This window comes from Winogradskyella poriferorum (genome assembly GCF_036553625.1).
Taxonomy (GTDB): Bacteria; Bacteroidota; Bacteroidia; order Flavobacteriales; family Flavobacteriaceae; genus Winogradskyella; species Winogradskyella poriferorum.
This window is the reverse complement of record NZ_JAZHOU010000001.1, coordinates 566,364-593,277: the sequence shown is the minus strand read 5'-3', so window position 1 is coordinate 593,277 and position 26,914 is coordinate 566,364. Positions and strand designations below refer to the sequence as shown.

Annotated in this window: 24 protein-coding genes; 13 read left to right on the top strand and 11 right to left on the bottom strand. The window is 34.1% G+C overall.

Annotated elements, in window-relative coordinates; genetic code table 11:
- Positions 1-3: 3 nt before the first annotated feature.
- Together V1468_RS02715 and V1468_RS02710 are read left to right on the top strand one after the other, a co-directional pair.
- Positions 4-1,710: a sodium:solute symporter family transporter gene (locus tag V1468_RS02715; RefSeq protein WP_331808717.1), complete on the top strand. Its 1,707-nt coding sequence runs from the start codon at positions 4-6 to the stop codon at positions 1,708-1,710.
- A gap of 3 nt (positions 1,711-1,713) precedes the next feature.
- Positions 1,714-2,838, top strand: a complete 1,125-nt coding sequence (locus tag V1468_RS02710; RefSeq protein ID WP_331808716.1) for a glycerate kinase — start codon at positions 1,714-1,716, stop codon at positions 2,836-2,838.
- 1 nt (position 2,839) lies between these two features.
- On the opposite strand, the gene V1468_RS02705 is transcribed toward V1468_RS02710, so the two are convergent.
- The 3 genes from V1468_RS02705 to V1468_RS02695 all read right to left on the bottom strand — a co-directional run bounded on the left by V1468_RS02705 (position 2,840) and on the right by V1468_RS02695 (position 4,755).
- Positions 2,840-3,097, bottom strand: a complete 258-nt coding sequence (locus V1468_RS02705; protein ID WP_331808715.1) for a DUF3098 domain-containing protein — start codon at positions 3,095-3,097, stop codon at positions 2,840-2,842.
- A gap of 66 nt (positions 3,098-3,163) precedes the next feature.
- Complete coding sequence (locus tag V1468_RS02700) at positions 3,164-4,042, bottom strand: cell division protein FtsX (protein WP_331808714.1); 879 nt, start codon at positions 4,040-4,042, stop codon at positions 3,164-3,166.
- Between the two features lie 17 nt (positions 4,043-4,059).
- On the bottom strand, positions 4,060-4,755 hold the full coding sequence (locus V1468_RS02695; RefSeq protein ID WP_331808713.1) for a hypothetical protein: 696 nt from the start codon (positions 4,753-4,755) through the stop codon (positions 4,060-4,062).
- A gap of 167 nt (positions 4,756-4,922) precedes the next feature.
- On the opposite strand from V1468_RS02695, the gene V1468_RS02690 reads away from it, so the two are divergent.
- The 5 genes from V1468_RS02690 to V1468_RS02670 all read left to right on the top strand — a co-directional run bounded on the left by V1468_RS02690 (position 4,923) and on the right by V1468_RS02670 (position 11,794).
- Positions 4,923-7,958, top strand: a complete 3,036-nt coding sequence (locus V1468_RS02690) for a leucine--tRNA ligase (protein ID WP_331808712.1) — start codon at positions 4,923-4,925, stop codon at positions 7,956-7,958.
- A 327-nt stretch (positions 7,959-8,285) separates the two neighbouring features.
- Entirely contained in the window at positions 8,286-8,645 is a 360-nt protein-coding gene (locus V1468_RS02685; RefSeq protein WP_331808711.1) for a hypothetical protein, read from the top strand.
- Positions 8,646-9,071: 426 nt separating this feature from the next.
- Positions 9,072-10,172 carry an alanine dehydrogenase gene (ald, locus tag V1468_RS02680; RefSeq protein WP_331808710.1) on the top strand — a complete coding sequence of 367 codons (1,101 nt, stop codon included), beginning with the start codon at positions 9,072-9,074 and terminating at the stop codon, positions 10,170-10,172.
- Positions 10,173-10,270: 98 nt separating this feature from the next.
- The gene (locus tag V1468_RS02675) at positions 10,271-10,966 is read left to right on the top strand and encodes a zinc metallopeptidase (protein WP_331808709.1); all 696 of its coding nucleotides are present in this window, start codon (positions 10,271-10,273) and stop codon (positions 10,964-10,966) included.
- Between the two features lie 111 nt (positions 10,967-11,077).
- On the top strand, positions 11,078-11,794 hold the full coding sequence (locus V1468_RS02670; protein ID WP_331808708.1) for a Bax inhibitor-1/YccA family protein: 717 nt from the start codon (positions 11,078-11,080) through the stop codon (positions 11,792-11,794).
- Positions 11,795-11,864: 70 nt separating this feature from the next.
- On the opposite strand, the gene V1468_RS02665 is transcribed toward V1468_RS02670, so the two are convergent.
- The 3 genes from V1468_RS02665 to V1468_RS02655 form a co-directional block, all read right to left on the bottom strand.
- Positions 11,865-12,464 carry an MCP four helix bundle domain-containing protein gene (locus tag V1468_RS02665; protein WP_331808707.1) on the bottom strand — a complete coding sequence of 200 codons (600 nt, stop codon included), beginning with the start codon at positions 12,462-12,464 and terminating at the stop codon, positions 11,865-11,867.
- A gap of 107 nt (positions 12,465-12,571) precedes the next feature.
- Positions 12,572-13,042, bottom strand: coding sequence for an Lrp/AsnC ligand binding domain-containing protein (locus V1468_RS02660; RefSeq protein WP_331808706.1), 471 nt, complete (start codon positions 13,040-13,042; stop codon positions 12,572-12,574).
- 50 nt (positions 13,043-13,092) lie between these two features.
- On the bottom strand, positions 13,093-14,457 hold the full coding sequence (locus V1468_RS02655) for a saccharopine dehydrogenase family protein (protein WP_331808705.1): 1,365 nt from the start codon (positions 14,455-14,457) through the stop codon (positions 13,093-13,095).
- Positions 14,458-14,538: 81 nt separating this feature from the next.
- On the opposite strand from V1468_RS02655, the gene V1468_RS02650 reads away from it, so the two are divergent.
- Both V1468_RS02650 and pckA read left to right on the top strand, forming a co-directional pair.
- Entirely contained in the window at positions 14,539-14,928 is a 390-nt protein-coding gene (locus tag V1468_RS02650) for a DUF423 domain-containing protein (RefSeq protein ID WP_331808704.1), read from the top strand.
- A gap of 64 nt (positions 14,929-14,992) precedes the next feature.
- Positions 14,993-16,609, top strand: a complete 1,617-nt coding sequence (pckA, locus tag V1468_RS02645) for a phosphoenolpyruvate carboxykinase (ATP) (RefSeq protein WP_331808703.1) — start codon at positions 14,993-14,995, stop codon at positions 16,607-16,609.
- 85 nt (positions 16,610-16,694) lie between these two features.
- Here the strand turns inward: pckA and V1468_RS02640 are convergent, their stop codons facing one another.
- Together V1468_RS02640 and V1468_RS02635 are read right to left on the bottom strand one after the other, a co-directional pair.
- Entirely contained in the window at positions 16,695-17,444 is a 750-nt protein-coding gene (locus V1468_RS02640) for a uroporphyrinogen-III synthase (RefSeq protein ID WP_331808702.1), read from the bottom strand.
- Positions 17,445-17,461: 17 nt separating this feature from the next.
- Positions 17,462-18,112, bottom strand: a complete 651-nt coding sequence (locus V1468_RS02635) for a DUF4271 domain-containing protein (protein WP_331808701.1) — start codon at positions 18,110-18,112, stop codon at positions 17,462-17,464.
- A 141-nt stretch (positions 18,113-18,253) separates the two neighbouring features.
- Here V1468_RS02635 and V1468_RS02630 point away from each other — a divergent pair, with 141 nt between their 5' ends.
- The 3 genes from V1468_RS02630 to V1468_RS02620 are packed head-to-tail and all read left to right on the top strand — an operon-like array spanning position 18,254 to position 20,777.
- A complete protein-coding gene (locus tag V1468_RS02630) occupies positions 18,254-18,979 on the top strand; it encodes a polyprenol monophosphomannose synthase (RefSeq protein WP_331808700.1) in 726 nt (241 codons plus the stop codon).
- A 5-nt stretch (positions 18,980-18,984) separates the two neighbouring features.
- Entirely contained in the window at positions 18,985-20,328 is a 1,344-nt protein-coding gene (locus V1468_RS02625) for a dihydroorotase (RefSeq protein ID WP_331808699.1), read from the top strand.
- Positions 20,325-20,777, top strand: a complete 453-nt coding sequence (locus V1468_RS02620) for a DUF4296 domain-containing protein (RefSeq protein WP_331808698.1) — start codon at positions 20,325-20,327, stop codon at positions 20,775-20,777. The genes V1468_RS02625 and V1468_RS02620 overlap by 4 nt, the downstream gene beginning before the upstream one ends.
- A gap of 11 nt (positions 20,778-20,788) precedes the next feature.
- Here the strand turns inward: V1468_RS02620 and V1468_RS02615 are convergent, their stop codons facing one another.
- Positions 20,789-21,802, bottom strand: a complete 1,014-nt coding sequence (locus tag V1468_RS02615) for an NAD-dependent epimerase/dehydratase family protein (RefSeq protein ID WP_331808697.1) — start codon at positions 21,800-21,802, stop codon at positions 20,789-20,791.
- A gap of 126 nt (positions 21,803-21,928) precedes the next feature.
- Between V1468_RS02615 and tyrS the strand changes: the two genes are divergently transcribed.
- Complete coding sequence (tyrS, locus tag V1468_RS02610) at positions 21,929-23,221, top strand: tyrosine--tRNA ligase (protein WP_408647348.1); 1,293 nt, start codon at positions 21,929-21,931, stop codon at positions 23,219-23,221.
- 105 nt (positions 23,222-23,326) lie between these two features.
- On the opposite strand, the gene V1468_RS02605 is transcribed toward tyrS, so the two are convergent.
- Together V1468_RS02605 and V1468_RS02600 are read right to left on the bottom strand one after the other, a co-directional pair.
- A complete protein-coding gene (locus tag V1468_RS02605; RefSeq protein ID WP_331808696.1) occupies positions 23,327-24,307 on the bottom strand; it encodes a LuxE/PaaK family acyltransferase in 981 nt (326 codons plus the stop codon).
- A gap of 73 nt (positions 24,308-24,380) precedes the next feature.
- Positions 24,381-26,816, bottom strand: coding sequence for a lamin tail domain-containing protein (locus V1468_RS02600; protein WP_331808695.1), 2,436 nt, complete (start codon positions 26,814-26,816; stop codon positions 24,381-24,383).
- Between the last annotated feature and the right edge of the window lie 98 nt (positions 26,817-26,914).

Genomic DNA, 26,914 nt, shown 5'->3' with positions numbered 1-26,914 from the left:
TAAATGAATTGGCTAGATTACACCATTATAATTGTTTATCTCATAGGTTTTGTGGCTATGGGCTATTTCTTCAAAGAAAATAAAGATTCTAAAGATTATTTTTTAGGAGGAAAAAGCTTAGGTTGGTTTCCGCTAAGTTTATCAACTATGGCAACCCAATTATCTGCCATTAGCTTTATTTCAGCACCAGCTTTTGTTGGTTTAAAAGCTAACGGAGGATTAAAATGGTTAACCTTTGAGTTTGGTGTTCCTCTAGCTATGATTGGTATAATGTTTTTCATAATCCCGCCTTTATACAAATCTGGTATTGTTAGTATTTATGAATATTTAGAACGTCGCTTTTCTAAATCCACTCGAAAATTAATTAGTGTTGTTTTTCAAATTAGTAGAGCTTTAGGAACAGGTGTAATGGTGTTTACTATGGCGTTAATTATACAAGCTGTAGTAGGTATAAGTTTTCATTGGACGTTAATTATTATAAGTATTGTAACACTTATTTATTCGTATCAAGGTGGTATGAAAGCTGTTGTTTGGGGCGACGCAATACAAATGATAATTCTGTTTTCAGGATTAATAATTTGCCTTATTGTTGGTTATTCCTTAATGAAAGATACTGGAACATTTACAGGTTTTAATACCGAAAGATTACAGGTGATAGACCTGTCTAATTTAGGAATTTTCCAAGGTGAAGAATATGGTTTTTGGCCAATGCTTTTAGGTGGTTTGTTTTTGTATTTATCGTACTACGGTACAGACCAAACCCAAGCACAACGTTTGTTATCTGCAAAAGATGAAGGTACAATTAGAAAACTTTTAATGGCTAACGGTTTGCTAAGATTTCCTGTAGTATTGGTATACTGTATTATGGGATTAATTATTGGCTATTTAGTTAGTAATATTCCAGAGTTTTACCAAAGCATACAAGAAACAACGCGTGTGCATTATCCTGCAGAATATGCAGCTTCTGGTATAAAACCAGATTTAATGATGCCTGTATTTATTACCAAATATTTGCCAAACGGACTAATCGGTATTTTAATGGTTGGTATCTTATCCGCAGCAATGTCTTCGTTAAGTTCTACCATTAATTCGTTAAGTGCTGTAACTATCGAAGATTTTTTTAATAGCGGAAAAAACAAGCTGTCCGAAAAACGCTATATGGTGTTGTCTAAAGGACTTGTTGTTTTTTGGGGTGTAGTTTGTATACTTGCAGCATATCTTTTTGGTAATAGCCAAAGCACAGTTATCGAGCTTATTAATGCTATTACATCCTTGTTTTATGGGCCAATATTAGCCGCTTTTGTTATTGCAATATTCTTAAAAAAAGTTAATCATATTGGTATGAATGCTGCTATTATAACATCGGTAGCAGTAAACCTTATTTTTAAATATTTACCAGAGTTAGTCTACTTTTTTACACAAGGTCAGTTTTATTCGGGTCAAGATTCTATTCATTTAGTATTAGCAGATTTAGGATATAATAATGTGCCAGATATTTTTTGGATTTGGTACAATCTTACAGGATTTATAATAGCAATTTTAGTTGCCATTTTAGTGAGTAAATTAACCCATAAAGTACCTGCAAAACAAATAGAGATGGACTATAAAGTTAGCTTTAAAGACCTATTTAAAAAGGAAAGTATTATACTAATTTCATTCTTTGTTTTTATACTTATAATAAGTTCATTTTTACCTAACATTTTAAGCTAAAAAATGAAAATTGTATTAGCACCAGACAAGTATAAAGGCTCATTAACAGGCTTAGAGTTTTGTAACATCGTAGCACCAATTTTAAAGCAAACCGTCAATGCAGAAGTCATTAACGTACCATTAGCAGATGGAGGTGATGGTACTATTGAAGTTGTTAATTATTACCTTAACGGATACACAATACAAGTTGAAGTTAATAATCCGTTATTTAATAAGATAAAGGCAACCTATCTATATGCCGAAGAGTCTAAAACAGCTTTTATAGAAATGGCTGAAGCATCAGGTTTAAAGCTTTTAAAACAAGAAGAGCAAAATTGTATGAATACCACAACCTTTGGTACCGGACAATTAATTCTAGATGCGATTAATAAAGGCGCAAAACACATCATTTTAGGAATTGGCGGAAGTGCTACTAACGATTGCGGAATTGGTATGGCAACCGCTTTAGGATATCGTTTTTTAGATGAAACTAATAACCAAGTGAAGCCAATTGGTAGTGAGCTAATTAATATTAAATCTATTGATGATACAATTGTAGATTCACAATTAAAATCAGTTAGCATACAAATAGCATGCGATGTCACTAATCCGCTTTTCGGTACAAATGGTGCAGCGCATGTATATGCAAAACAAAAAGGTGCTTCAAAAAGTGAAATAGAATATTTAGATCAAGGCCTTCAAAGTTTTTCAAAAGTTTTAGACGCTCATTTCAATACAAATGTTCAAGGCATTGAAGGAGCAGGAGCAGCTGGCGGAATGGGTGCAGGTTGCGTTACTTTTTTAAATGGAACACTATCACCAGGAATAGAATTAGTAAAACAAATAGCCGATTTTGATAATAAAATAAAAAACGCAGATTGGATCATTACAGGTGAAGGGAAGCTAGATAGCCAAACACTTTCTGGTAAAGCAATAGATGGTATTTTAAAATCTGCAAAGCCAAAAGGGGTTAAAGTAGCAACATTTTGTGGTAGTGTAGATTTAAGTCAAGAGGCACTTCAAAATATAGGTATACAGTATAGTGCATCCATCATGGATAAAGCAAAAAACTTTGAAGATGCTCTAATAAATACAGAAGACTATCTTAAGAAGATAACCCAGCAATTCGTTGTAGAAATTAATGGATGACCTATTTCTTTTTATCAGGATTCAATAGGATAGCATACACCTGAAACCCAAAACCAATAAGTACTAAAGTAGGTGCTAAGCGAATACGTCTCCAGCTAAAAACATCAGGACTCCAAACATTGGGATCATCACTCCCACCACCAGACATAAGGATAAAACCAATAACAATACATGCCAAACCTATAAGCATAAACTTATAGTTCTTTTTTCCGAAGATAAACTCTGCTTTAGATTGCTGTTTACGTTTTTGTTCGCCCATGTGAATTGGATTATTGTTGCAAAGTAATAGTTTTATTTAAAACTTTTGCGTTAAGAGAATCTAAATTTAATAATACAGCTGATCTGTTTTTAAATTCAAGAAACGTTGTGTGGCAATAAAGGTGCTAATCCAAGTGATGATTACACCCAACACAAAAACACCAACAAAAAGACCTGCAATCATAACAGTATTTCTAAGCAATTCTAACTCTGGGAAATATTGGTCTAAATAATACAGTACAACTGCCATACCAGCTAAAGCTACAATAGCACCAATAATACCAAGCTGAACACTTTTCCAAACAAACGGTTTGCGAATAAAACTCTTCGTTGCACCAACCATTTGCATGGTTTTAATGATAAATCGCTTTGAGTACACTGCTAATCTGATAGAACTATTAATTAATAATACAGCAATTAATGTAAATAATCCACTAATGATAAGTACCCAAAAACTAATTTTCTTCACGTTATCATTCATTAGTTCTACAAGGTCGTTGTCATATTTTATTTCTTCAATAAACGATTTGGTTGAAAGACTTTCAGAAATTTCACTTAGCTTTTCAGTTGTTACAAAATCAGCTTTTAAGTATACGTCAATCGAATTTTTTAACGGATTATAACCCACAAAATCCATAAAATCTTCACCTGTTTCTGCTTTCATCATTTCAGCAGCTTCTTCCTTAGAGACATAAGTGGCTTCTTTAGAATAGTCTGCCATAGCCAAACTTTTCTTCAACTGATTAACTTCAACTTCTTTCGCTGTGTCATTCAAATAAATTGTCATTACCACTTGTTCCTTAAAGTGATCAGCCACTTTTTTAGAGTTAATAACCAAAAGACCAAGGCAGCCTAACAGGAATAAAACCAATGCAATACTGATAACTACAGAGATGTAAGATGATATTAATTTTCGTTTTTGATACTTGTCAAAAGATGATGCCATATAGTGTGGGTTAATTATTAATTAGCAAATCTAGCTATTAGTCTGATTAAAGCAATAATTACGATAATAACAGTAACAATTACATATTTATTTGAAGAAGATTGAGATTTTTTCAAAAATGAATTGTATCTGAGTTGTTGAGTTTCATTCATTTTTATGCTTCTCAATCGATCTAAAATACCATTAAACATAGAAAATTCAATCTCACTAGAGGCTTTATATCTTTTCAATTCATCACAAACTGCAAGACAATTGTCTACAATTTCATTTTTCTTTTCTTGAATTTTTGGATGGTCTTTCTCAAAAATTGCTTTATTCACATAAGTGAGCACATTGTTTACTAAAGAGTCACTAACTTTTAAAATAACTTCTAAATCTTTGTTGCCATCAATTTTCTTCGCTAACTCTTGAGACAGTACTTTCGTGGCTTCTAGTCTTGGAAGTAAAAATTCAACAATGTTCTCGGTAGTTTCAGGATTGCAAAACCAAGTTGAGTTTATTAGCTTAACAACTTTAGCTTCCTTTTTAGTGCCTAAATGTGTATTGTAAATTTCTAAAAACGCCTCCTGGTATTTTGGGCTTAACCAATCTATAAATTCACTACTGAAGTTGTCTTTAGAAGGGAACTTAGTAAACGTATTAAGGTCTTTTTCTTTTATAAGTTTGTTTAAGGTTTCGTGTTCTTGGAGAATTGACTCAAAGTTTTCGCTCATATATTTTCTATGAATTTATGTTGTACAAATTTAGTGAAATAAATATCCCATAGGTTGCGTTGATGCTCAATTTTTAATATCCATATCTTCATAGATTTTTATGTTTCAGACTTTAATTCTCAGTCAATAAGTTTAAATTTGCACCTCAATTCAAGGAAAACAGGAAGATGAAATACAACTTCAACGACATAGAGAAAAAGTGGCAAGACTACTGGGCAAAAAACGAAACCTTTAAAGCTTCTAATAACAGCGATAAACCAAAATACTACGTATTAGATATGTTCCCTTACCCAAGTGGAGCTGGTTTGCACGTTGGGCATCCGCTTGGTTATATAGCAAGTGATATTTATGCACGTTACAAGCGTCATAAAGGGTTTAATGTATTGCATCCACAAGGCTACGATTCGTTTGGTTTACCTGCGGAACAGTATGCGATACAAACAGGTCAGCATCCTGCAGTAACAACTGAGGCTAACATAACAACCTATCGTCGTCAGTTAGACCAAATCGGGTTTTCATTCGATTGGAGTAGAGAAGTACGTACAAGTAATCCGGAATATTACAAATGGACACAATGGATTTTTATTCAGTTGTTTGAATCGTGGTACAACTACGATAGCAACAAAGCAGAACATGTTGATACCTTAATCAAAATGTTTGAAGCAGAAGGAAATGCCAATGTAAATGCAGCTTGCGATGATGATATTAATCCGTTTACTGCTGAAGAATGGAACGCTTTTTCAGAAACTGAAAAACAAGATATTCTTTTAAAATACAGATTGACCTATTTAGCAGAAACCGAAGTGAATTGGTGCCCTGCTTTAGGAACCGTTTTAGCCAATGACGAAATTGTAAATGGCGTTTCAGAACGTGGAGGTCATCCTGTAATTCGTAAAAAAATGACGCAATGGAGTATGCGTATTTCGGCTTATGCAGAACGTTTACTTCAAGGTTTAGATACCATTGATTGGACAGATGCGCTTAAAGACATTCAAAAAAACTGGATAGGTAAATCTGTAGGTGCTTCTGTGACTTTCAATGTTATTCCAAATGATGCTGTCACTTCGAGCGCAGTCGAGAAGTCTCAAATCGAAGTCTTCACAACTCGTCCCGACACCATTTTCGGTGTGTCGTTTATGACCTTGGCACCAGAGCACGAGCTTGTGTCGCAAATCACAACAGCAGAACAAAAAGCTGAGGTTGAAGCCTACATAAAAGCCACTGCAAAACGTAGCGAACGTGACCGTATGGCAGATGTAAAAACCATTTCTGGTGTGTTTACAGGTGCGTATGCCGAGCATCCATTTACAAAAGAACCTATTCCGATTTGGATAGGAGATTACGTATTGGCAAGTTACGGCACAGGAGCCGTTATGGCTGTGCCTTGTGGAGACCAAAGAGATTATGATTTTGCAAAACATTTCAATATTCCGATACCAAATATTTTTGAAGGAGTAGATATTTCTGAAGAAGCTTTTGCATCTAAGGACAACGTTAAGATTGCCAATAGCGATTTCCTTGATGGAATGAACTACAAAAAAGCTACTAAACGTGCTATTTTCGAATTAGAACAAATCGGTCAAGGCGAAGGAAAAACCAATTACCGTTTGCGTGATGCTGTGTTTAGTCGTCAGCGTTATTGGGGCGAACCATTCCCAGTGTATTACAAGGATGGTATGCCGCAAATGATAGACGAAAAACATTTACCATTAACCTTACCAGAAGTTGAAAAATACTTACCAACCGAAGAAGGCGAGCCACCATTAGGTCGTGCAGACGTTTGGGCTTGGGACACTAATACCAACACAGTTTGTCATTCTGAACTTGTTTCAGAATCTAAAGGCATCTACCCACTAGAATTAAATACAATGCCAGGTTGGGCAGGAAGCTCTTGGTATTTCTTCCGTTATATGGAAGAACAAGCAAAAAGAGGTGAAGCCTTTGCTACTGAAGATGCGCTTAAGTACTGGGAGAATGTTGATTTATACATTGGTGGTAGCGAGCACGCTACAGGTCACTTATTGTACTCACGTTTTTGGGTAAAGTTTTTACAAGATAGAGGTTTTGTTGGTGTTGATGAACCATTTAAAAAGCTGATTAACCAAGGTATGATACTTGGTACAAGTGCATTTTTAAATAAGCTGAGTATTCAAATTTCATATAATGGAAAAGGACCATCTGGATATATGTATGAGAAAATCAAAAGAATTGAAGTTCCTAATTTCTTTATTTCTGCAAGTTGGTTTAAGACACCTATGTCTAAAATGGCATTGAACCTAAGAATGCGTAAAGATTATTATGAGAAAATTTTAAATAAAGAGGATTTAAAATATTTAGATGAAGATGAATATCTAATTGGTTGTAGAGATGATAGGCAGATTCACATCGATGTAAATTTAGTTAATTCATCAGATGAATTAATCATAGAAGATTTCAAAAATCATCCTTTGTACTCTGAATATAGTGAGTATGAGTTTATCTATGATAATTTCGACAAGTTTACTTTAGCTAGAGACGTCGAAAAAATGTCAAAATCAAAATACAATGTTGTTAATCCAGATGATATTGTAGAAGATTATGGTGCAGACAGTTTACGTCTTTATGAAATGTTCCTTGGGCCATTAGAGCAATACAAACCTTGGAATACAGCAGGTATTACAGGTGTGCACGGTTTCCTTAAAAAACTTTGGAAGTTGTATAACGACGACAATGGTTTTAAAGTTACAAACGCTGAGCCAACAAAAGATAACTTAAAAACCCTTCATAAAACCATAAAAAAGGTTGAGGAAGATATCGAGAATTTCTCGTTCAATACCTCTGTATCTACGTTTATGATTGCGGTAAACGAGTTAACAGCGCAAAAATGTACAAGTAAAGAAATCTTAGAACCGTTATTGGTTTTAATTTCACCTTACGCACCACATATTGCAGAAGAGTTATGGGAGCAATTAGGACATAACGAGTCTATTTCAACAGCGCCTTTTCCAAAATTTGAAGAAAAACATTTGGTAGAGAGTTCTAAAAATTATCCGATTTCATTTAATGGAAAAATGCGTTTCACGTTAGAATTACCATTAGATATGAGCAAAGATGAGATTGAAAAAACAGTGCTAGCGCACGAAAAAACACAAGAACAGTTACAAGGTCGCACACCTAAAAAGGTAATTGTAGTACCAGGTAAGATTGTGAATATTGTTGGGTAACCAATTCCTGCATTGGTCACTGAGCGAAGTCGAAGTGAAGCAGGAATCTCATAATTAGTTGTAACTAAAAACGTTTTCAAAATAAACGTCAGTTAGAGTGAAATCGCTTTTGGCGATTTCGTATCGAGAGCTATTTGAGGATGTAGTTTTTTAAACATCTCGATACATTTTGTTCGTTCCTCACAAAATACTCGATGTGACGTGTAAGGGTTTATTGTTTTCATCAGTTCGAGCCTGCCTATTCGGCAGACAGGTGCTCCGACAAATAGCGTCAGAATGTGTTAAAAACAATACTGAAAATAGAATACCAAGTTTAATAACATTACTATGAAATTAAGGCTAGATAGAAAAAACACCATTGGTTTGATTTTCTTTTTAGCCTTTGTTATAAGTATGTCTCTTATTTTTCAATTTGAAGAACGTTTTACAACTGAGAACTGGAAGTCTAATTATACAACACGCTACAAAATGGTGGATGATCTTATTGAGTCTCAGTTCTTAATAGGTAAACCTAAAAGCGAAGTTTTCGAAATTTTAGGTCAACCAGATTCGCAATCCAACTCATCAAAAGACACTTTTATTTATAACATCGGAGACCCACCAAGTTTCTTTTCATCTCAGAAGGAATATCTGCTTATTATCTTCAAAAATGAACATGTTGAAAAAGTAACTTTAGCTGTTGATTAAGTTTCGTCAGTTCGAGTGAAATCGCCAAAAGCGATTCTGTATCGAGAACTATCAGAGATTACATCTAAACACCTTTCTTCGTACCTCAGAAACACTCGATGTGACGTTCTGTTGTTTTTCTGTTTTCGTCAGTTCGAGTGAAATTGCCATAAAGCAATTTTGTATCGAGAACTCTTAATTGTTTGTACTTTTTCTTTGTGCCTCGAAAATATTCTATGTGACATTGTTGATTCCCTTTAATCGGAAAAATAATAATTTTGTCTATTGAGTTATTGTTCTGAAAAACAGCGGTTTATTTGGAATAATTCAAAAAAATATCTTAAAAATCACAATTCCGTAAAAATGACTCTCAAATCACCCTATTATTTGGATAGGTGGATTTTTTGAATGTATTTCATAGTGCTATTAACCGCAATACAACATCATATGAAAATCGGAGTCCCAAAGGAAATTAAGAACAATGAGAACCGTGTTGGTATGACACCAGCTGGCGTTTATGAACTTATTAAAAATGGTCACACTGTTTATGTCCAAAAAAATGCTGGTTTAGGCAGCGGCTTTTTTGATGAAGATTACAAAGAGGTTGGAGCTACTATTTTAGATACTATAGATGAAGTTTACGCTTCTGCTGAAATGATTGTAAAAGTAAAAGAACCTATTGCCGTTGAATATGATTTTATTAAACCACATCATGTGGTATTCACTTATTTTCATTTTGCGTCTAGCGAACCTTTAACTAAGGCGATGTTAAAAAGCAAGGCTGTTTGTATTGCTTATGAAACAGTTGAATACGAAGATGGCTCATTACCATTGCTCACACCAATGTCTGAAGTGGCAGGTCGTATGGCGATTCAACAAGGTGCAAAATATCTTGAAAAACCTATTAAAGGACGTGGAGTCTTATTAGGTGGAGTACCTGGAGTACCACCAGGACGAGTATTAGTACTTGGTGCTGGTACTGTAGGTATACAAGCCGCTAAAATGGCTGCAGGTTTAGGTGCCCATGTAACGATTATGGATATTAATATGAAGCAATTACGTTATGTTAATGATGTAATGCCAAACCATGTAGTAACGGAGTTTTCTAGCGAATTCAACATTAGAAAGCGTATTAAGGATCACGATTTAATAGTTGGTGGCGTATTATTAAAAGGGGCAAAAGCACCAAACTTAATCACCAGAGATATGCTTAAGGAAATGCGACCAGGAACTGTAATAGTGGACGTTGCAGTAGATCAAGGAGGTTGCGTGGAGACTTCAAAACCAACCACTCATGAAGATCCTACTTATATTATTGATGACGTTGTGCATTACTGTGTAGCAAATATGCCTGGCGCAGTGCCATATACGTCGACTTTAGCACTAACTAACGTTACTTTGCCATATGTGCTTAGATTAGCTAATCAAGGTTGGGAAGTTGCTTGTGCAAAGGATCAATCCCTGAGAAAGGGAATTAACATAGCCAATGGCAAAATTATTTACGAAGAGATTGCTGAAGCTTTTAATTGGTCTGTTGACGCAATGTAACACCTTTTACTGACAAAATTTCTTAACTCAAGTTTGGCTTATTTTTTGCGTTCCATTTAGTACATTTACATAAATTAAAATTTAAAACTATGAATGGAATGATGGGATATTACGTACTAATTGGTGCCATTGCTTTGGTGAGCTGGTTAGTTAGTAATCAACTTAAACGTAAATTTGCTAAGTATTCTAAAGTTCAGTTGAGAAATGGTATGTCTGGAAGAGAGATTGCTGAAAAGATGTTAGCAGATAATGGGATTTATGATGTTGAGGTAATTTCTACACCAGGACAATTAACAGACCACTATAATCCAAAAAATAAAACAGTAAATCTTAGTGAGGCAGTATACAATCAGCGTAATGCTGCAGCGGCCGCTGTAGCAGCGCACGAGGTTGGGCATGCTGTTCAACATGCACAAGCTTATAGTGCGTTAGATATGCGTTCTGCATTGGTGCCAATAGTTAGTGTTACTTCTGGTATGTCTCAATGGTTGGTAATAGGAGGTTTAATCTTAGGTGCAGCTGCAGGTGTTGGATTAGGCTATTGGATAGCTGTTGCAGGTTTGGTGTTTATGGGCTTTGCAACACTATTTAGCTTTATAACATTACCTGTAGAATATGATGCTAGTAACAGAGCGTTGGCTTGGTTAAAAGCTAAAAACATGGTAACTCCAGATGAGTACAAAGGCTCTGAAGATGCTCTTAAATGGGCGGCAAGAACCTATTTGGTAGCTGCTATTGGTGCATTAGCTTCATTATTATATTGGGCATTGCAAGTGTTTGGTGGTAGAGATTAAAAAATAAATCATGTAAATTTAAAATAACGGAAAGCTCTGAGAAATCAGGGCTTTTTTACTTCGGATTAGTAAATAAATACTTACATTGCAGTAAATAAATACCAATCAATTATGGAAAACCAAATACCAAATCAATTACCAGAACGTGTAATGGTAAGTAGCCTGTCTGAAGTAGAACGTGGAGCTTTTTATAAAAAGACTTATACTCATGTTGCAGGAGGAGTTTTAGCTTTCGTTCTTTTTGAATACTTATTGCTACAGAGTGACACAGTTGTTGAATTTATGATGTCTATGACACAAGGTTATAAGTGGTTATTGCTTTTAGGCGGATTTATGCTAGCAACTAATTATGCTGAAGGTATGGCGCTTAAAACTACAGATAGAAATATGCAATATTTGGCTTATGGTATCTACATCTTTTTTGAAGCTGTAATCTTTGTGCCAATGATATATATAGCAGCTTACTACATGGATTCTGGTTCGGAGATTCTTAACCAGGCAGCTATAGTTACATTAGCATTGTTTACAGGTCTTTCTGCTGCGGTTTTGCTTACAAAAACGGATTTTTCATTCTTAAAAACAGGATTAACCATTGGCTTTTTTATAGCTATAGGTTTAATAATAGCAGGAACAATTTTTGGTTTTAACCTTGGGTTATGGTTCTCTGTAGGAATGTGTTTATTAGCAGGAGGCTCTATTTTATATCAAACATCAAATATGGTTAACAAGTATTCTGTAGATCAATACGTGCCAGCAGCATTAGGTTTATTTGCGTCATTAATGTTGTTGTTCTGGTATATCTTAAGAATTTTTATGTCTAGAGATTAAATAGACCCATTATAGAAAGAAAAGAAAGCCCTGAGAAATCAGGGCTTTTTTGATTAAGAATATTTTTGTGTTATTGTTTTTCTTTTGGATTATATATTATAATAATTTGAATAGCTATAGCAAGAAACACTAACAAGTAAATCTCTATTTGTGTAAAAAGCTCTACGGTATCAATAGCTTTTTTGCTTATTGCCAACTGCTTACTTCCTTCACTAATTTGAATTTTTGATAATTTATCTAAATTGTCCTTTATATTAGAAATTAAACCTGTAGCGGTTAAGTTGTTTTCTGAATTTGAGGCATATCCATTTTTTTCAGAGTTAAATAAAGCTTTAAAGTTTGATTTTAGCTCTTCAAATATTTTACTCTCTTCTGGTGTAAGTTTAGTTTTTTCAAACCGTGATAAAATGCCCTCTATTTGTGTATTAAGTGTTTGATTTTTTTTATTAAAAAAACTGGAATCTTTTGCAATAAGAGCAATTTCCTTGGCATTAACCGATTTAGACATTTCATAGATTAATTCTTTAGCGATTAATCGGTCTTCATAAATTGTTACAACAGAGTCTCGTACTCTTACAAAATTATTTCTATCAATAAGGTTAGTGGTAGCAATTAAAACAAAGACCAAAAGTATACCAAGAATCCATTTTATTTTATTTAAAAAAGTCATCAGTTAGTTAATTTAGAAATTGACAATTATTTTAAAAATAAATAATGAATTTAAAACGCATGAAACAATTAGCGTCTATTTAACAGTTTAGCTAACATGTAGAGCCACTATACTTTAATCTGTCGGTTTATTTGTTGTTGTAAAGAAATAAATGTCTCGGTTCTGGAGACGCCTTTAATACCTTGAATTTCGGTATTAAGTAAATGCATTAAATGTTCATTGTCTTTAGATAAAATTTTAATGAAAATACTCCATTCTCCAGTAGTGTAATGGCACTCTATAACTTCTGGTACGCGCTGAAGTTGTTTTACAGCCTCAGGATTACTTACGGCTTTATCTAAATACACACCAACAAAAGCCATTGTAGTATAACCCAAAACTTTTGGATTAATAATAAATTTAGAACCTGCCAAGAGTCCAGATTTTTCAAGTTTTTTAAGTCGCTGATGTATGGCAGCGCCAGAGATACCTACATTTCTAGCAATTTCTAATATTGGAGTTCTGGCATCTTCCATTAGGGCCCTTAGAATCTTTTTATCAATACCGTCTATGTAAATACCTTTATCATTAACTTTCATGATGTCGACTTTTAAATTGAAAGTTAAAAATAAGAAAAGGATTATAAATTTTAAAGATTAAGAGGGTTGTAGCCTAAATATGGTACTTTTTTTTCTTTAAATGATACACCATAAGCTTTTAGCTCTTCTAAAATAGGTGTGTAAACCTCTTTAGAAATAGGAATTTGTACACCAGGTGTCTTTATCTTACCGTTTAAAATGTCTAACGTAGCCATAGCCACTGGTAGACCAACTGTTTTAGACATGGCTGTGTAAGTTTGGTCTTCGCCGACCACAACCATTGTAGAATCAATTTGACGCTTTTCTCCATTAATTTCGTATCCAAACTTGTGATACATTACAATCATGTCTTTATCTTCAGGGTCTAGCGTCCAGCTATCCATTAAAATCTTTTGCAAAATTTGGGCAGGAGTTGCCTTGTCTAATTCTACCATTTTATCAGCACTAAAAAGATCGAGTTCTAAAAACTTATCCCACACAATATCATCTTGATCAATTTTAAGTGCGTGTCTAAACTTAAGTTCAACCGAGTCTGTTGGGCTGTATGGTAAAAACGCATTAACAAAGTCTCTGTAGCTCATGTTTTTACTATCATCTATAGTGTAGCTATCATCGGTCATTCCTAATTGCACAAAGACATTCCATGCTCTACTAAAACCAACACGTCTCATAGTGCCTCGATATAAAGTACGTACATGGTCTAAACCATAAACATGTTGATATTTTAAAGAATCTCTGTTAGCATAAGCTTCAAAGCGACCATAGCCATCAATATCTAAGAACTCTGTACGTCTAAATAATCTACCGTAAGGAATATATTTAAACTGTTTTTCCTGTAAAAATTTAGCGGCTCCGCCTTGTCCTGCAACAACAACATTTCTTGGGTTCCATGTAAACTTATAGTTCCAAAGGTTGTCATCACTTTCAGGAGCAACCAGACCACCAGTAAAAGATTCAAACAAAATCATTTTGCCGCCATTATCTCTAATACGGTCAATAACTTGCATGGCGCTCATATGGTCTATACCAGGATCCACACCTATTTCATTCATAAAAACGAGATTGTTAGCTTTTGCATCATCATCTAAAGCTTCCATTTCTTTACTCACATAAGACGCAGTTACCATATGCTTTTTATAAGTAATACAATCTTTCGCTACTTCAATATGAAAACGAGCAGGCAGCATAGAAATAACAATGTCAGCATTTTTAACCGCTTCAGTTCTTGAGTTTGAATCAAAAACATCTAAGTGGATGATGTTTACATCAGTATGGTAGCTGACTAGCTTTTTGGCATTTTCAACATTAAGATCTCCAATGGTAATCTGAAGATTTTCAGACTGAGATTTGTCTAATAAATATTTTATAAGGTATGATGAAGATTTTCCTGCACCAATGATTAAAATCTTTCGCATAGTGGGTTTATATGACTAATTTTGTATTGCACGAAAGTAATAAATACACTAAGCAAAAGAAACCAAAAACACACTTTACTTATGAACAAAAGCATATTAGTAGCAGGAACAATTTTAGGAATCTTAGGAATAGTTTTAGGTGCTTTTGGCGCGCATGGCTTAGAAAAATTGGTTGATGCTGATGCTGTAAATACGTTTGAAACAGGTGTACGCTATCAAATATATCATGCCTTTTTTCTTTTGATTGTTGGAGGCACTTCTTTTGTGGATTTAAAGACAAAGAAAATCATTTTTTATCTCGTTATTATTGGTGTTTTGTTCTTTTCTGGCTCTATATACGGCTTAGCAACTAATGAGCTCTCAAGTTTTGATTTTAAGACTATTGCTATGATTACACCAGTGGGAGGTTTGTTGTTAATTTTATCTTGGATAATGGTATTAATCGGTATTATAAAAAATAAGGTCGATTAATGCAGTTTAGCCGTGTCTTTTTAAAATAAAGTTATAATTTTGCAGCCTAAACAACACAAAAATTATGGTAAACCATACTCCTTCAACGAAAACGATTTCGTTAGAAAACTACGGCATTAAAGGTGCCAACATTCACTATCAAATGACTCCAGATCAACTTCATAAAGAGACCATTGACAAAGGTCAAGGGGTTGAAGCATCTTCAGGCGCACTTGCTGTTAATACAGGTGAGTTTACAGGACGATCTCCTATGGATCGTTTTATCGTTAAAGATAATATTACTGAAGATAAGATTTGGTGGGGAAATATCAACATTCCTTTTGATAGTGATAAGTTCGATAAGCTTTACAACAAAATCACAAATTACCTTTCTAACAAAGAAATTTATGCTAGAGACTGTTATGCTTGTGCAGATCCTAATTACAGAACAAATATTCGAGTAATTAACGAATATCCATGGAGTAATTTATTTGCATATAATATGTTTTTACGTCCTACAGAAGAAGAATTAAAAGACTTTTCACCTGAGTGGACTGTAATTAATGCTCCGGGTTTTATGGCAGACGCAGAGATAGATGGTACACGTCAGCATAACTTTGCTATATTAAATTTCACAAAAAAGACTGCTATAGTTGGTGGAACAGGTTATACAGGTGAAATTAAAAAAGGTATTTTTTCTGCCTTAAATTTTGAATTACCTGTTTTTAAAAATACATTACCAATGCACTGTAGTGCTAATGTTGGTAAAGATGGCGATACTGCTATTTTCTTTGGGCTGTCGGGTACAGGTAAGACAACATTGTCTACAGATGCAAACCGTAGCTTAATTGGTGATGATGAGCATGGTTGGACTAGTGAAAACACTGTTTTCAATTTTGAAGGTGGTTGTTATGCTAAGGTTATTAACCTTTCAGAAGAGCAAGAACCAGAAATTTTTGGTGCTATTAAGAAAGGAGCGATTTTAGAGAATGTAATTATGGATGATAAAGGCAATGTAGATTTTGCCGATACATCTATAACTCAAAATACAAGAGTAAGCTATCCTATTTATCATATTGAAAACATTAAGACACCTTCAATTGGTGAAAATCCAAAAAATATTTTCTTTTTAACAGCAGATGCTTTTGGTGTTTTACCTCCAATTTCAAAGCTAACTCCTGCACAGGCAGCGTACCATTTCATCTCTGGTTATACGGCAAAGGTAGCAGGTACTGAAGCTGGTGTAGTAGAACCACAGCCATCGTTTTCTGCTTGTTTTGGCGCGCCATTTATGCCATTACATCCAACAGAATATGCTGATATGTTAAGCAAAAAGATGAAAGAGGCTGGTGTTAATGTTTGGTTAGTAAATACTGGTTGGACAGGAGGTCCTTATGGTGTAGGTACACGTATGAAATTAAAGTACACACGTGCTATGATTAATGCTGCATTAAATGGGGATTTAGGTCTTTATGACTATGATCATTACCATATTCATTCTGTATTTGGCGTAGCTCAACCAAGAAAATGTCCTGGAGTACCAACAGAGGTGCTGAGTCCTCGAACTACTTGGAATGATGATGAAGCTTATTATAAAATGGCATTTAAATTAGCTAATGCATTTAGAGATAACTTTAAGAAGTTTGAGTCTTATGCTTCTGAAGAAATAAGAAGAGGTGGTCCGCAACGTTATGCATTTTAAAATAAAATATTAATAGATAAAAAAAAGCGATTCTAATTAATTATTAGAATCGCTTTTTTTATGTTAAGTTTTAAATTAAATAAGGTTATTTTCCTTTGTTAACACTGTCAATGTACTTCTGTAGGGCCATAGTCATTGAAGGTGTTTCTGGAGTTGGTGCTGCAATATCTACACGTAACCCTTTTTCTTTTACAGCTTTTATTGTTGTGTTTCCGAATACTGCGATACGCGTATTATTTTGCTTAAAGTCAGGGAAGTTGTGGAATAAAGACTCAATGCCAGAAGGACTAAAAAATACTAAGATATCATAATAAACATTAGCTAAATCAGATAAATCACTAATTACAGTTTTATAAAATGTAGCTTGTTTCCAATTTACCTCTAAACTATCTAAAGTTTCAGGTATAATAGGTTTTACCTTATCTGTGGTAGGTAATAGAAATGCTTCGTCCTTATACTTTTTGATTAGAGGTGTTAAGTCTTCAAAAGTACGTTTACCAACATATATTTTACGCTTTCTGTAAACCACATATTTCTGTAAGTAATAAGCAACAGCTTCAGACTGACAGAAGTATTTCATAGTATCTGGTACCTTAAAGCGCATTTCGTCTGCAACTCTAAAGAAATGATCTACTGAATTTCTACTAGTAAGTATAATAGCAGTAAACTTGCTAAGATCTATTTTTTGTTGTCTGATTTCTTTTGCTGAAACACCTTCTACATGTATAAAAGGTCTAAAGTCTACTTTTACTTTTTGCTTCTCTTGCAAGTCAAAGTACGGAGAATTCTCTATTTTAGGTTCTGGTTGCGATACTAAAATCGTCTTCACTTTCATATATAAACCCCTTTATTTTAAACGTTATACTCGCTAATCACCTTGTATAAAAGCACATAAGGTGCGATTTCGAGAGCGCAAAGATACAATAAAAAATAGAAAAAATTGGGATTTATTATTTTTTGATAGTTTCTGAATGAAGTCATAAACCCAATAAGATTTATTAAAAAAATCACAACAAAACTTGTAATTATTACAATTTTAGGATTTGTAATGGTATAGAGTAAGAGTAAGTTAGTGATTATTAAAACCAATCCAGAATAATTAAGAAATGTGATTTTTTGAAACAGGTAGGCATCAATAATGCTATCAATCTCAAATAGACTTGCAATGAGTCGTTCTAAAAGTGTTTTTATAATAACAACTGTTGCTACGGCTAAGAGTAATTTTAAAAATGATATTAATTCAAATGTTAGCGGAGACACAAAAGTTGAGTAGCAAAAAAACAAAAAGATACTTCCTGAAAAAGCAAGGTTAAGAAATAGTAAACCATCAAAAGGATCTATAAATTTTTGGTCCTTACTATAGATTTTCAGGTATTTAGAATTTCCTATTATAGATATAAAATCACCAAAACGTAATGTGTTGAGGTACTTTGCCACAGCTATGGCAAAAATCCCAAAAACAGTAAGTATTGTAAACCACTCGTGAGTAACATAATCCCTCATATTGCTAAATTATAAAGAAAATAAGGCTTTACATAATTAAAATCTTAATAAAGCTATAACAGTTTTTAATCCACTAAAAACTTTACATTTGTCAAAATTCTATCAGTTACAAAATAATCTAGTTTTTTTAAAAGTATTTGCATGTCTGACGCACTTGTTATCATTCCAACATATAATGAGATTGAAAATATAGAAACTATTTTAAAATCCGTATTTTCACAAAATAAGTCATTTCATGTACTGGTTGTAGATGATAATTCTCCAGACGGAACAGCCGATAAGGTAAAGTCTATGCAAGATGAGTACTCTGAGCAGCTCCACCTCTTACAACGTGACAAAAAAAATGGCTTAGGAGCAGCTTACATAGCAGGTTTTAAATGGGCATTAGAACATTCGTATAATTTTATTTTTGAAATGGATGCTGACTTTTCACACAATCCAAATGATTTAATAAAGTTGTATGGTGCTTGCGCAAGTAATGGAGCAGATATCGCAGTTGGCTCTAGATATGTTAAAGGAATTACTGTGGTTAATTGGCCATTATCTAGAATATTATTGTCTTACGGTGCTTCACGCTATGTAAGATTTATAACAGGTATGAAAGTAAAGGATTCTACAGCAGGTTTTATTTGTTACAAGAGGAAAGTTTTAGAGTCCATAGCTTTAAATAAAATAAAATTTGTGGGTTATGCTTTTCAGATTGAAATGAAATTTAAAGCCTATAAAAAAGGCTTTAAAATTGTTGAAATTCCTGTTATTTTTAAGGATAGAATTAAAGGAAAATCAAAAATGAGTGGAAGTATTATTTCTGAAGCTATTTTTGGAGTTATTAGTTTAAAATTGAAAAGTTTATTTACTAAGTCTTAGGAAGAATGAAACGACAAATCCTCATAAAAAATGCTAAAATCGTAAACGAAGGAAAAACGATTGAAGGTGATATACTTGTAGAAGGAGATATTATAAAAGAAATAGATAGTTCTATAAGCGTTAAGTCTGCTGATATAACTGTGATAGATGCTGAAGGTAACTATGTATTACCAGGTATGATAGATGATCAGGTACATTTTAGAGAGCCTGGTTTAACACACAAGGCCAATATAGAAACAGAATCTAAAGCAGCATTGGCAGGCGGTATTACATCGTTTATAGAGATGCCAAATACGAATCCTCAAACAACAACAGTAGAAAAACTAGAAGAAAAGTTTGCTATTGCAGCAGAGACCTCATACGCCAACTATTCTTTTATGTTTGGTGGAACCAATGACAATTTAGATGAAATTTTAAAAGTAGATCCAAAAACGGTAGCGGGTTTAAAATTGTTTTTAGGTTCTTCTACAGGAAACATGTTGGTAGATGACCCAAAAGTTATCGAAAAGATATTTTCTAGCACAGATATGGTTATCTCAGTACATTGCGAAGATGAGGCTACCATAAGAGAAAATCTAGCGAAATACAAAGCGGAATTTGGTGATGATATTCCTATGGAAAAGCATCCAGTAATAAGAAGTGAAGAAGCTTGTTATTTATCATCTTCCAAGGCTATTGAGCTAGCAAAAAAAACTGGTGCCAGATTACATGTGTTTCATCTGTCAACAGGAAAAGAAACGAGTCTGTTTTCAAACAAAATTCCATTAAAGGATAAAAAGATAACCGCAGAGGTTTGCATCCATCATTTATGGTTTTCAGATGAAGATTATGCTAAAAAAGGAAGTCATATAAAGTGGAATCCTGCAGTAAAAACATCTAAGGACAGAGAACAATTACTTAAGGCATTACTCGACGATAGAATTGATGTTATAGCAACAGACCACGCACCACATACTCTTGAGGAAAAAAATAATCCATATACTAGCGCACCTTCGGGTGGACCGTTAGTACAACATGCTCTGGTAGCGTTGTTAGAAATGCATCATCAAGGCAAAATTTCTATCGAAAAGATTGTAGAAAAAGCATGTCATAATCCTGCTATTCTTTTTGATGTAGAAAAACGCGGCTATATTAAAGAAGGGTATTTTGCTGATTTAGTTATTGTAGATCTCAATAGTCCTTGGACAGTAAATAAGAGTAATATTTTGTATAAATGTGGGTGGTCTCCTTTTGAAGGCAATACCTTTAAAAGTAGAGTAACACATACCATTTTAAATGGACAGTTGGTTTACAACAATTTTAAAGTATTAAACGTTAAAGCTTCAAAACGATTAACCTTTAATAGATGAAAAAATACCTGTTCATAATAGTTTTGTTGGCTTTGGTTTTTTCTTGTAAAAGTGAAAATAGACCACCAAAGCCAAGTAATCTTATATCAAAAGATAAGATGGAAAAAATTCTTTACGATCTGTATGTAATAAATGCGGCTAAAGGTGTTAATAGAAAACTATTGGAGGACAAGGGAATTGTACCAGAGTCTTATGTTTTAAATAAGCATCAAATAGACAGTACTCAATTTGCCCAAAGCAATGCTTATTATGCTTATGATCCAGACTTGTACAAAATAATGGTAGAGAAAATAAAGGCGAGATTAGAGAAGGATAAAGAGGCTTACGAAGACGCTGAAAAAAAAGCAAGTAAAGAGGCCAAACGAAGACGAGATTCTATTAATAGAGTTAATGAAAAGAGGCGAGATTCTATAAAAAAAGCTTTAAAAAAAGAGGTGAGTAATAGTTAGTTTTGCATTAACTACAAATCTTTCAGATATAACTCACAAACTTCTTTTACGGATTGATCAATAGGTTTAAACTTAAAACCTAGTGCGTTTTTAATTTTTGAGTTATCATATTTGGTAATGCTAATGGCAGATTTTGCGGTATGCTTTACAAAGCTTCTCCTAGAGCCAGTAAGTTTATGTCTTAACCAATCTAAACGCCAAACAATATTAAGAAGCCATGGTTTAGCTTCTTTTATAGGTGGTTTTACATTTAGCTTCTTTGCTACTTTATATTGAAAATCTTTGAAACTGAGATTTTCGGAAACTAAAATGTAATTTTCATTTTTAATGTTGCTATTCATAAGCAAAACCATAGCGTCAACTACATCAAATACATCAACATACCCAACAACTCCATTCACATAGTATTTCATGCCTTCATGTATTTTTCTGAATAAATTGCCGCTACTACCACCTTTCCAATAGCCAGCACCAAGTATAATTCCAGGATTAACAATAACAGCATCCAAACCTTCTTGTGTGCCACGCCAAACTTCGAGTTCTGCACCATATTTAGTAATGGCATAGACACTGTTATCGTCTTCAGGATTCCAGGCTGTTTGTTCGGTAATAAGTTTTGATGAATCTTCATGATGTCCAATGGCAGCTATTGAACTTACATAACATAGTTTTTTAACGGAATAACTGATACACAGATTAACAATGTTTGCTGTGCCTTTTATATTAATTTTTCGTAATTGATGGTATTTGTTAGGTTCAAATGAAACAAAAGCTGCACAATGATACACATGTGTAATACCCTCAAAAGCTTTCTGAAGTTTTGGTATATCATTGAGATCTGCTTCTACCCAGTCAATAGAATTAAATAAGTTTTCAGCATTATCAGAAAAATAACCAAAAACATGAGCAACGCGCTTTAAAGTTTTTTCACGTCTGTAAATTGCACGTACATTTTGTCCATTTGAGACCAACTTGTAAAGCAAATGTGAGCCTACTAATCCTGTTCCTCCTGTAACTAATATCATCAAAAAAGTATTCTTAAATTCATGTTTGGTTACTGAGCGTAGCCGAAGTAAAATTACGTTAAAATTGTCTTTTGTCTTTTAATGTGGAAACATATCTTTGCTCTTATCTAACACACACTATATATAATGAAGAATTTTGTTGAAGAATTAACATGGAGAGGTATGTTGCACCAAAGCATGCCAGGAGTAGAAGAACATTTATTAGAGGGTATGCAAAGTGCTTATGTAGGTATAGATCCTACAGCAGATTCATTACATATTGGTCACTTAGTTGGTGTTATGATGTTACGCCATTTTCAGTTAGCAGGTCACAAACCTTATGCCTTGGTTGGTGGTGCTACTGGAATGATTGGTGATCCATCAGGAAAATCTGCAGAACGAAACTTATTAGACGAAAAAACACTGCGTCATAATCAAGAAGCTATAAAAAATCAATTATCTAGATTTTTAGATTTTGATAGTGATGAAGCTAATTCAGCCGTTTTAGTAAACAACTACGACTGGATGAAAGAGTTTTCGTTTTTAGAGTTTATACGAGATGTAGGTAAGCACATTACAGTTAACTACATGATGGCTAAAGACTCTGTGAAAAAGCGTTTAAGTTCTGAGGCTAAAGAAGGAATGTCGTTTACAGAATTTACATATCAATTAGTACAAGGGTATGACTTTTTGCATTTGTACAGAGAGAACAATTGTTCTATACAAATGGGAGGAAGTGATCAATGGGGAAATATTACCACAGGTACAGAGTTGATTCGTCGTATTGGTGGAGGTAAAGGTTATGCTTTAACCTGTCCATTAATTACCAAGGCAGATGGTACTAAATTTGGTAAAACCGAAGGAGGTAATATTTGGTTAGATGCCAAAAGAACATCGCCGTACAAATTTTACCAATATTGGTTAAACTCTAGTGATGACGACGCGGAGAAGTACATTAAAATCTTTACGTTTTTAACAGAGGAAGAAATCTCTGATTTAGTAAAAACACATGCAGAAGCACCTCACTTAAGAGCATTACAAAAGAAATTAGCAGAAGAAATTACCATAATGGTACACTCTAAAGAGGATTTTGAAAATGCCGAAAAAGCATCAAGCATTTTGTTTAGCAAGTCTTTTAAAGAAGATATTAGAACATTAGATGAAGCTACCTTTTTAGATGTTTTTGAAGGTGTGCCACAAGCTTTTATTTCAAGAGATGAGTTTAATGAAGGTTTAGATATGATTGGTGCTTTGGCAGCAAAAACTAATTTCTTGAATTCTAATGGTGAAGCAAGACGTGCTTTAAAAGAAAATTCAATCTCAGTCAACAAAGAAAAAGTAAAAGAAGATTACCAATTATCTTCTGAAGACTTAATAAACGATACATATATTATACTAAATAAAGGAAAGAAAAACACCTATATCATAAAGATTGACTAAATAAAAGTGCCCAAAATCTCTTTTGGGCACATCTAACCAATCAATCAACTATTGAAAATCTCTCTTTTCGATAGCAATTGTTTAGTCGTAATAGTTGCAGAAACCTTACAAGGCCATTAAATTACAACCTCTAATATCAGAGTTGTCAAACCTGCCAATAATTTCAAATTGATTATTTTCTGAAGTTTTGCCTAAATCTTGTGTAGCAATAAAGGCACAAGAGTTGACGTTGGCTAAGTCTATAATATTTATACCACCTGTTTTGTTGGTTGGTAATATTGTTAAAGCGTCCTCAGTATCTCTTGTTAAAATTTTCATCCAAGGAGGACATTCAAAAATACCATAACCTTTAGAATAAGCTTGACTCAGAAGTTCAGTCATACCATATTCGCTGTGTATTTGATTAATGCCAAAACCTTTTTGAAGCTTGTCATGCAGTTCTTGTCGTATGATTTCCTTTCTTCTGCCTTTCATGCCACCAGTTTCCATTACAATGGTGTGTTTTAGGCTAAATTGAAACTGTTCAACTAAATCTAACAGAGCAAAAGAAACACCGATTAAAAGAGTTTTTTGTCCTTTAGCTTCAAGTCTGTTTAGTGTTTTAGCAAGGTCTTGAAGATTATTGAGGTAAAACCCACTTTCAGGATGATTAGATTTTTGTATTAAATCATCTACCATATAAATAAGTGATGAGCCATCGCGTTCTAAGTAAGAAGGCAATAAAGCCAATACCACATAATCTTCAATATTGCCATAAAAATATGTAAAGCCTTTTAAATAGCTTTCCTCGTATATGCTTAGGTTGGTAACTTGGTGCTTACTAGTTGTGCTTCCTGTTGTGCCAGAACTGGTAAAGATTTTTTCAACTTTAGCCATAGAACTTAAAACGTTATGTGTTTTAAAAAACTGAATAGGTAAAAAAGGAATTTCGGTAAGACTTTTTATGTCTGAAGGATGCTTGTAAAGTAGGTCGCAAAATGAACGATAAACACCATTGTTTTCAAACTGAAATCTAAAGATATCAAGTGCTAATGCCTCAAACTCGGCATTGTTTTTAATATTGAAAATGGCGTTTTTAGAAATCATTGTGCAAAAATATTGAAAATAAAAAAGCGCAGCTAAATCTTAGCTGCGCTTTATTTATATATAAAAACAATGATTATTTAATAACTAACTTTTTAGTCGTAGTAGCATTGTTTTGAGTAATCTTTAAAATATATACACCTGTGTTTAAATCAGACACATTAAGTGTGTTATTTGTTAAAGTTTGATTTTTAACTTGCTTACCAAGAACATCAAATACTTGTACACTTATAGTGTCAGTATTAGACGATGTAATCGTTACTTTACCAGTACTTGTTGGGTTAGGATAAATACTAAAAGTTGTATTAGTAACATTTCCTACAGAAAGTGTAACGTCATTTTCATTACCTGGTGAGAATAACGCACCACCATTACCTGAAATAGTTGAGTGGTCTACAAACATACCTGTAAAATCAGGGCTACGTCCTACAGATTGGTCTGTTGCACCAACATAAGTATAAGAAACAACTACTATACCAGAACCATTTTTAACAATAACATCATCACCACCATTATTTAATCCTAAACCTCCTTCACTAGCAACTTGAACAATGCCTGGGATACTTGATGAAGGTGTTCCTCCACCAAAAACAGTTATAAAACCATTGCTAGGTACAACAGTTCCGGCTGGGAAAGTGTGTCTCAAACCAAAACCATCTTCAATGGTAAATCCAGAAATATCTAAGCTACTAGTACCTACGTTATATAACTCTACAAATTCATCCTGAGAACCATCTCTGGTGCCATCTCCATTTGCATCACCAGTAATGTCGCCAGCAGGATCAGCTAAGATTTCATTTATAACCAAATCTGTAGTAACTGGATCACACTGAGCGGCAAGGATGGTTCCTGATAGAGTTGTGCCATCACAATCGCCACCATTAATAGTTAAATCCCAAGCATCACCTTCACTTAGACCAGTAATTGTAATAGTACCATCTGCTATTGTTGCAGGATTATCTCCTCCAACTGTTCCTGTCGAAGTTGTTGAAACAGAAGTGATAGTAGCATCAGAACCTGTATAAGGAATATTTACAGTTACACTATCGTTGTTATCGCCAGTAGTATTAGTGTTACAAGTGTAAGATTCTGTACCTAAAGCTACATCGCAAACTGCACAATTAGAAGTAGGTCTTACTCCTAAAGTAGGACAAGAACCAAATGCAGCTAAGCTCACATTTGAAACATCCCAAGAAGAGAAACTTCCGTCACTATCTAAATATTGTATCCCTACAAAAACATCTGTTCCAGATACACCAGATAAATCTGCACTGTATGAGCCAGATGCACTAACGGTTAAAACAGAGTTCCAAGCAGCACCATCAGGACAGTTAGAACTATAGTCTGTTGTATATTGAATGTTTAATTCCGAACCATCAAAACCTTCGGTAGCGTCAAAAATTAATTCTAAATCAGATACACCTGTCATATCTAATGGGCCAAAAATTAACCACGTATTAGACTCTTCCATACATCCACCACCACAGAAGCCATTCATAGAGTATGTTCCTCCAGCTTCAGTCCATTCATCATTATCAGAATTTGATGCTACAGTAACTAATTCGAATAATTCAGGACCAAAACTAAGGTCATAACATGTACTTGGAGTTGGATCGCATTGTGCAGCTGGCACTATACCAGAAGTCGTTGTACCATCGCAGTCACCACCATTTAGAGTTACACTCCATGCATCTCCTTCAGTTAAACCAGAAATAGTGATTGTACCATCAGCAGTAACAGCTGGGTTATCACCGCCTTGCGTTCCTCCTGTCACTGAAACAGATACAATAGTATTATTAGAACCAGTGTAAGGAATTTCTAAAGTAACACCATCATTATTATCACCAATAGTGCTACTTTGGCACAGGTATGTTTCAGCGCCTAAAACAACACCACAGGGTGATCCTGAATAACTAAATGTACCGATAGGAAAAGGTGAAGTACATGTGGCGTTAGTTGCACCCCCTTCTAATTGGTTTGTGCCACTGTAAGTCCAATTGCTCGAAGTAAATGTTGAGCCTTCAGGTCCTGTACTATCTAACCTATATGCCCATCCATCTGTATGTTCCCACTCAGGACACGTAGATCCACCTGCATTAGGATCGCAATCAATAGTTCCAAATACATCGATTACTACTGGAGTTGTATCAACATTAGAGAACAGTTCTACAGCGTCATCACCATTGATACCCATAGCACCTGTAGTATAATTTGGAGCGAAACCAAAAAAGTTCGCAAATTCAACAGCTTCAGTTGCAACATAGATAAAGGAACCAGCAGTAACAGCATCTGCAGGGAATGTAAATTCTACACCGTCAGTTCCACCTCCATTATTTGCACTTCCTATACCGTAAGTACTTAAATCTGCAATGTCATTAACAACATATATTTCAACCCCTTTTGGTGTACCACCAGTAAGAGGGCCATCAAAAGCTCCGGTAATAATTAAATCTTGCCCGAAAGACAATGAAGTAACTAACATCGTTACAAACAAAAAGTAAAGTTTTTTCATAATTGATTTTTAAATAATTAGATTGTAAATATACTAACAAATACTGAGTTTTAGAGGGTGTTTTTGTCAACAATGTGCTTTTTTACAATAAGTTAACA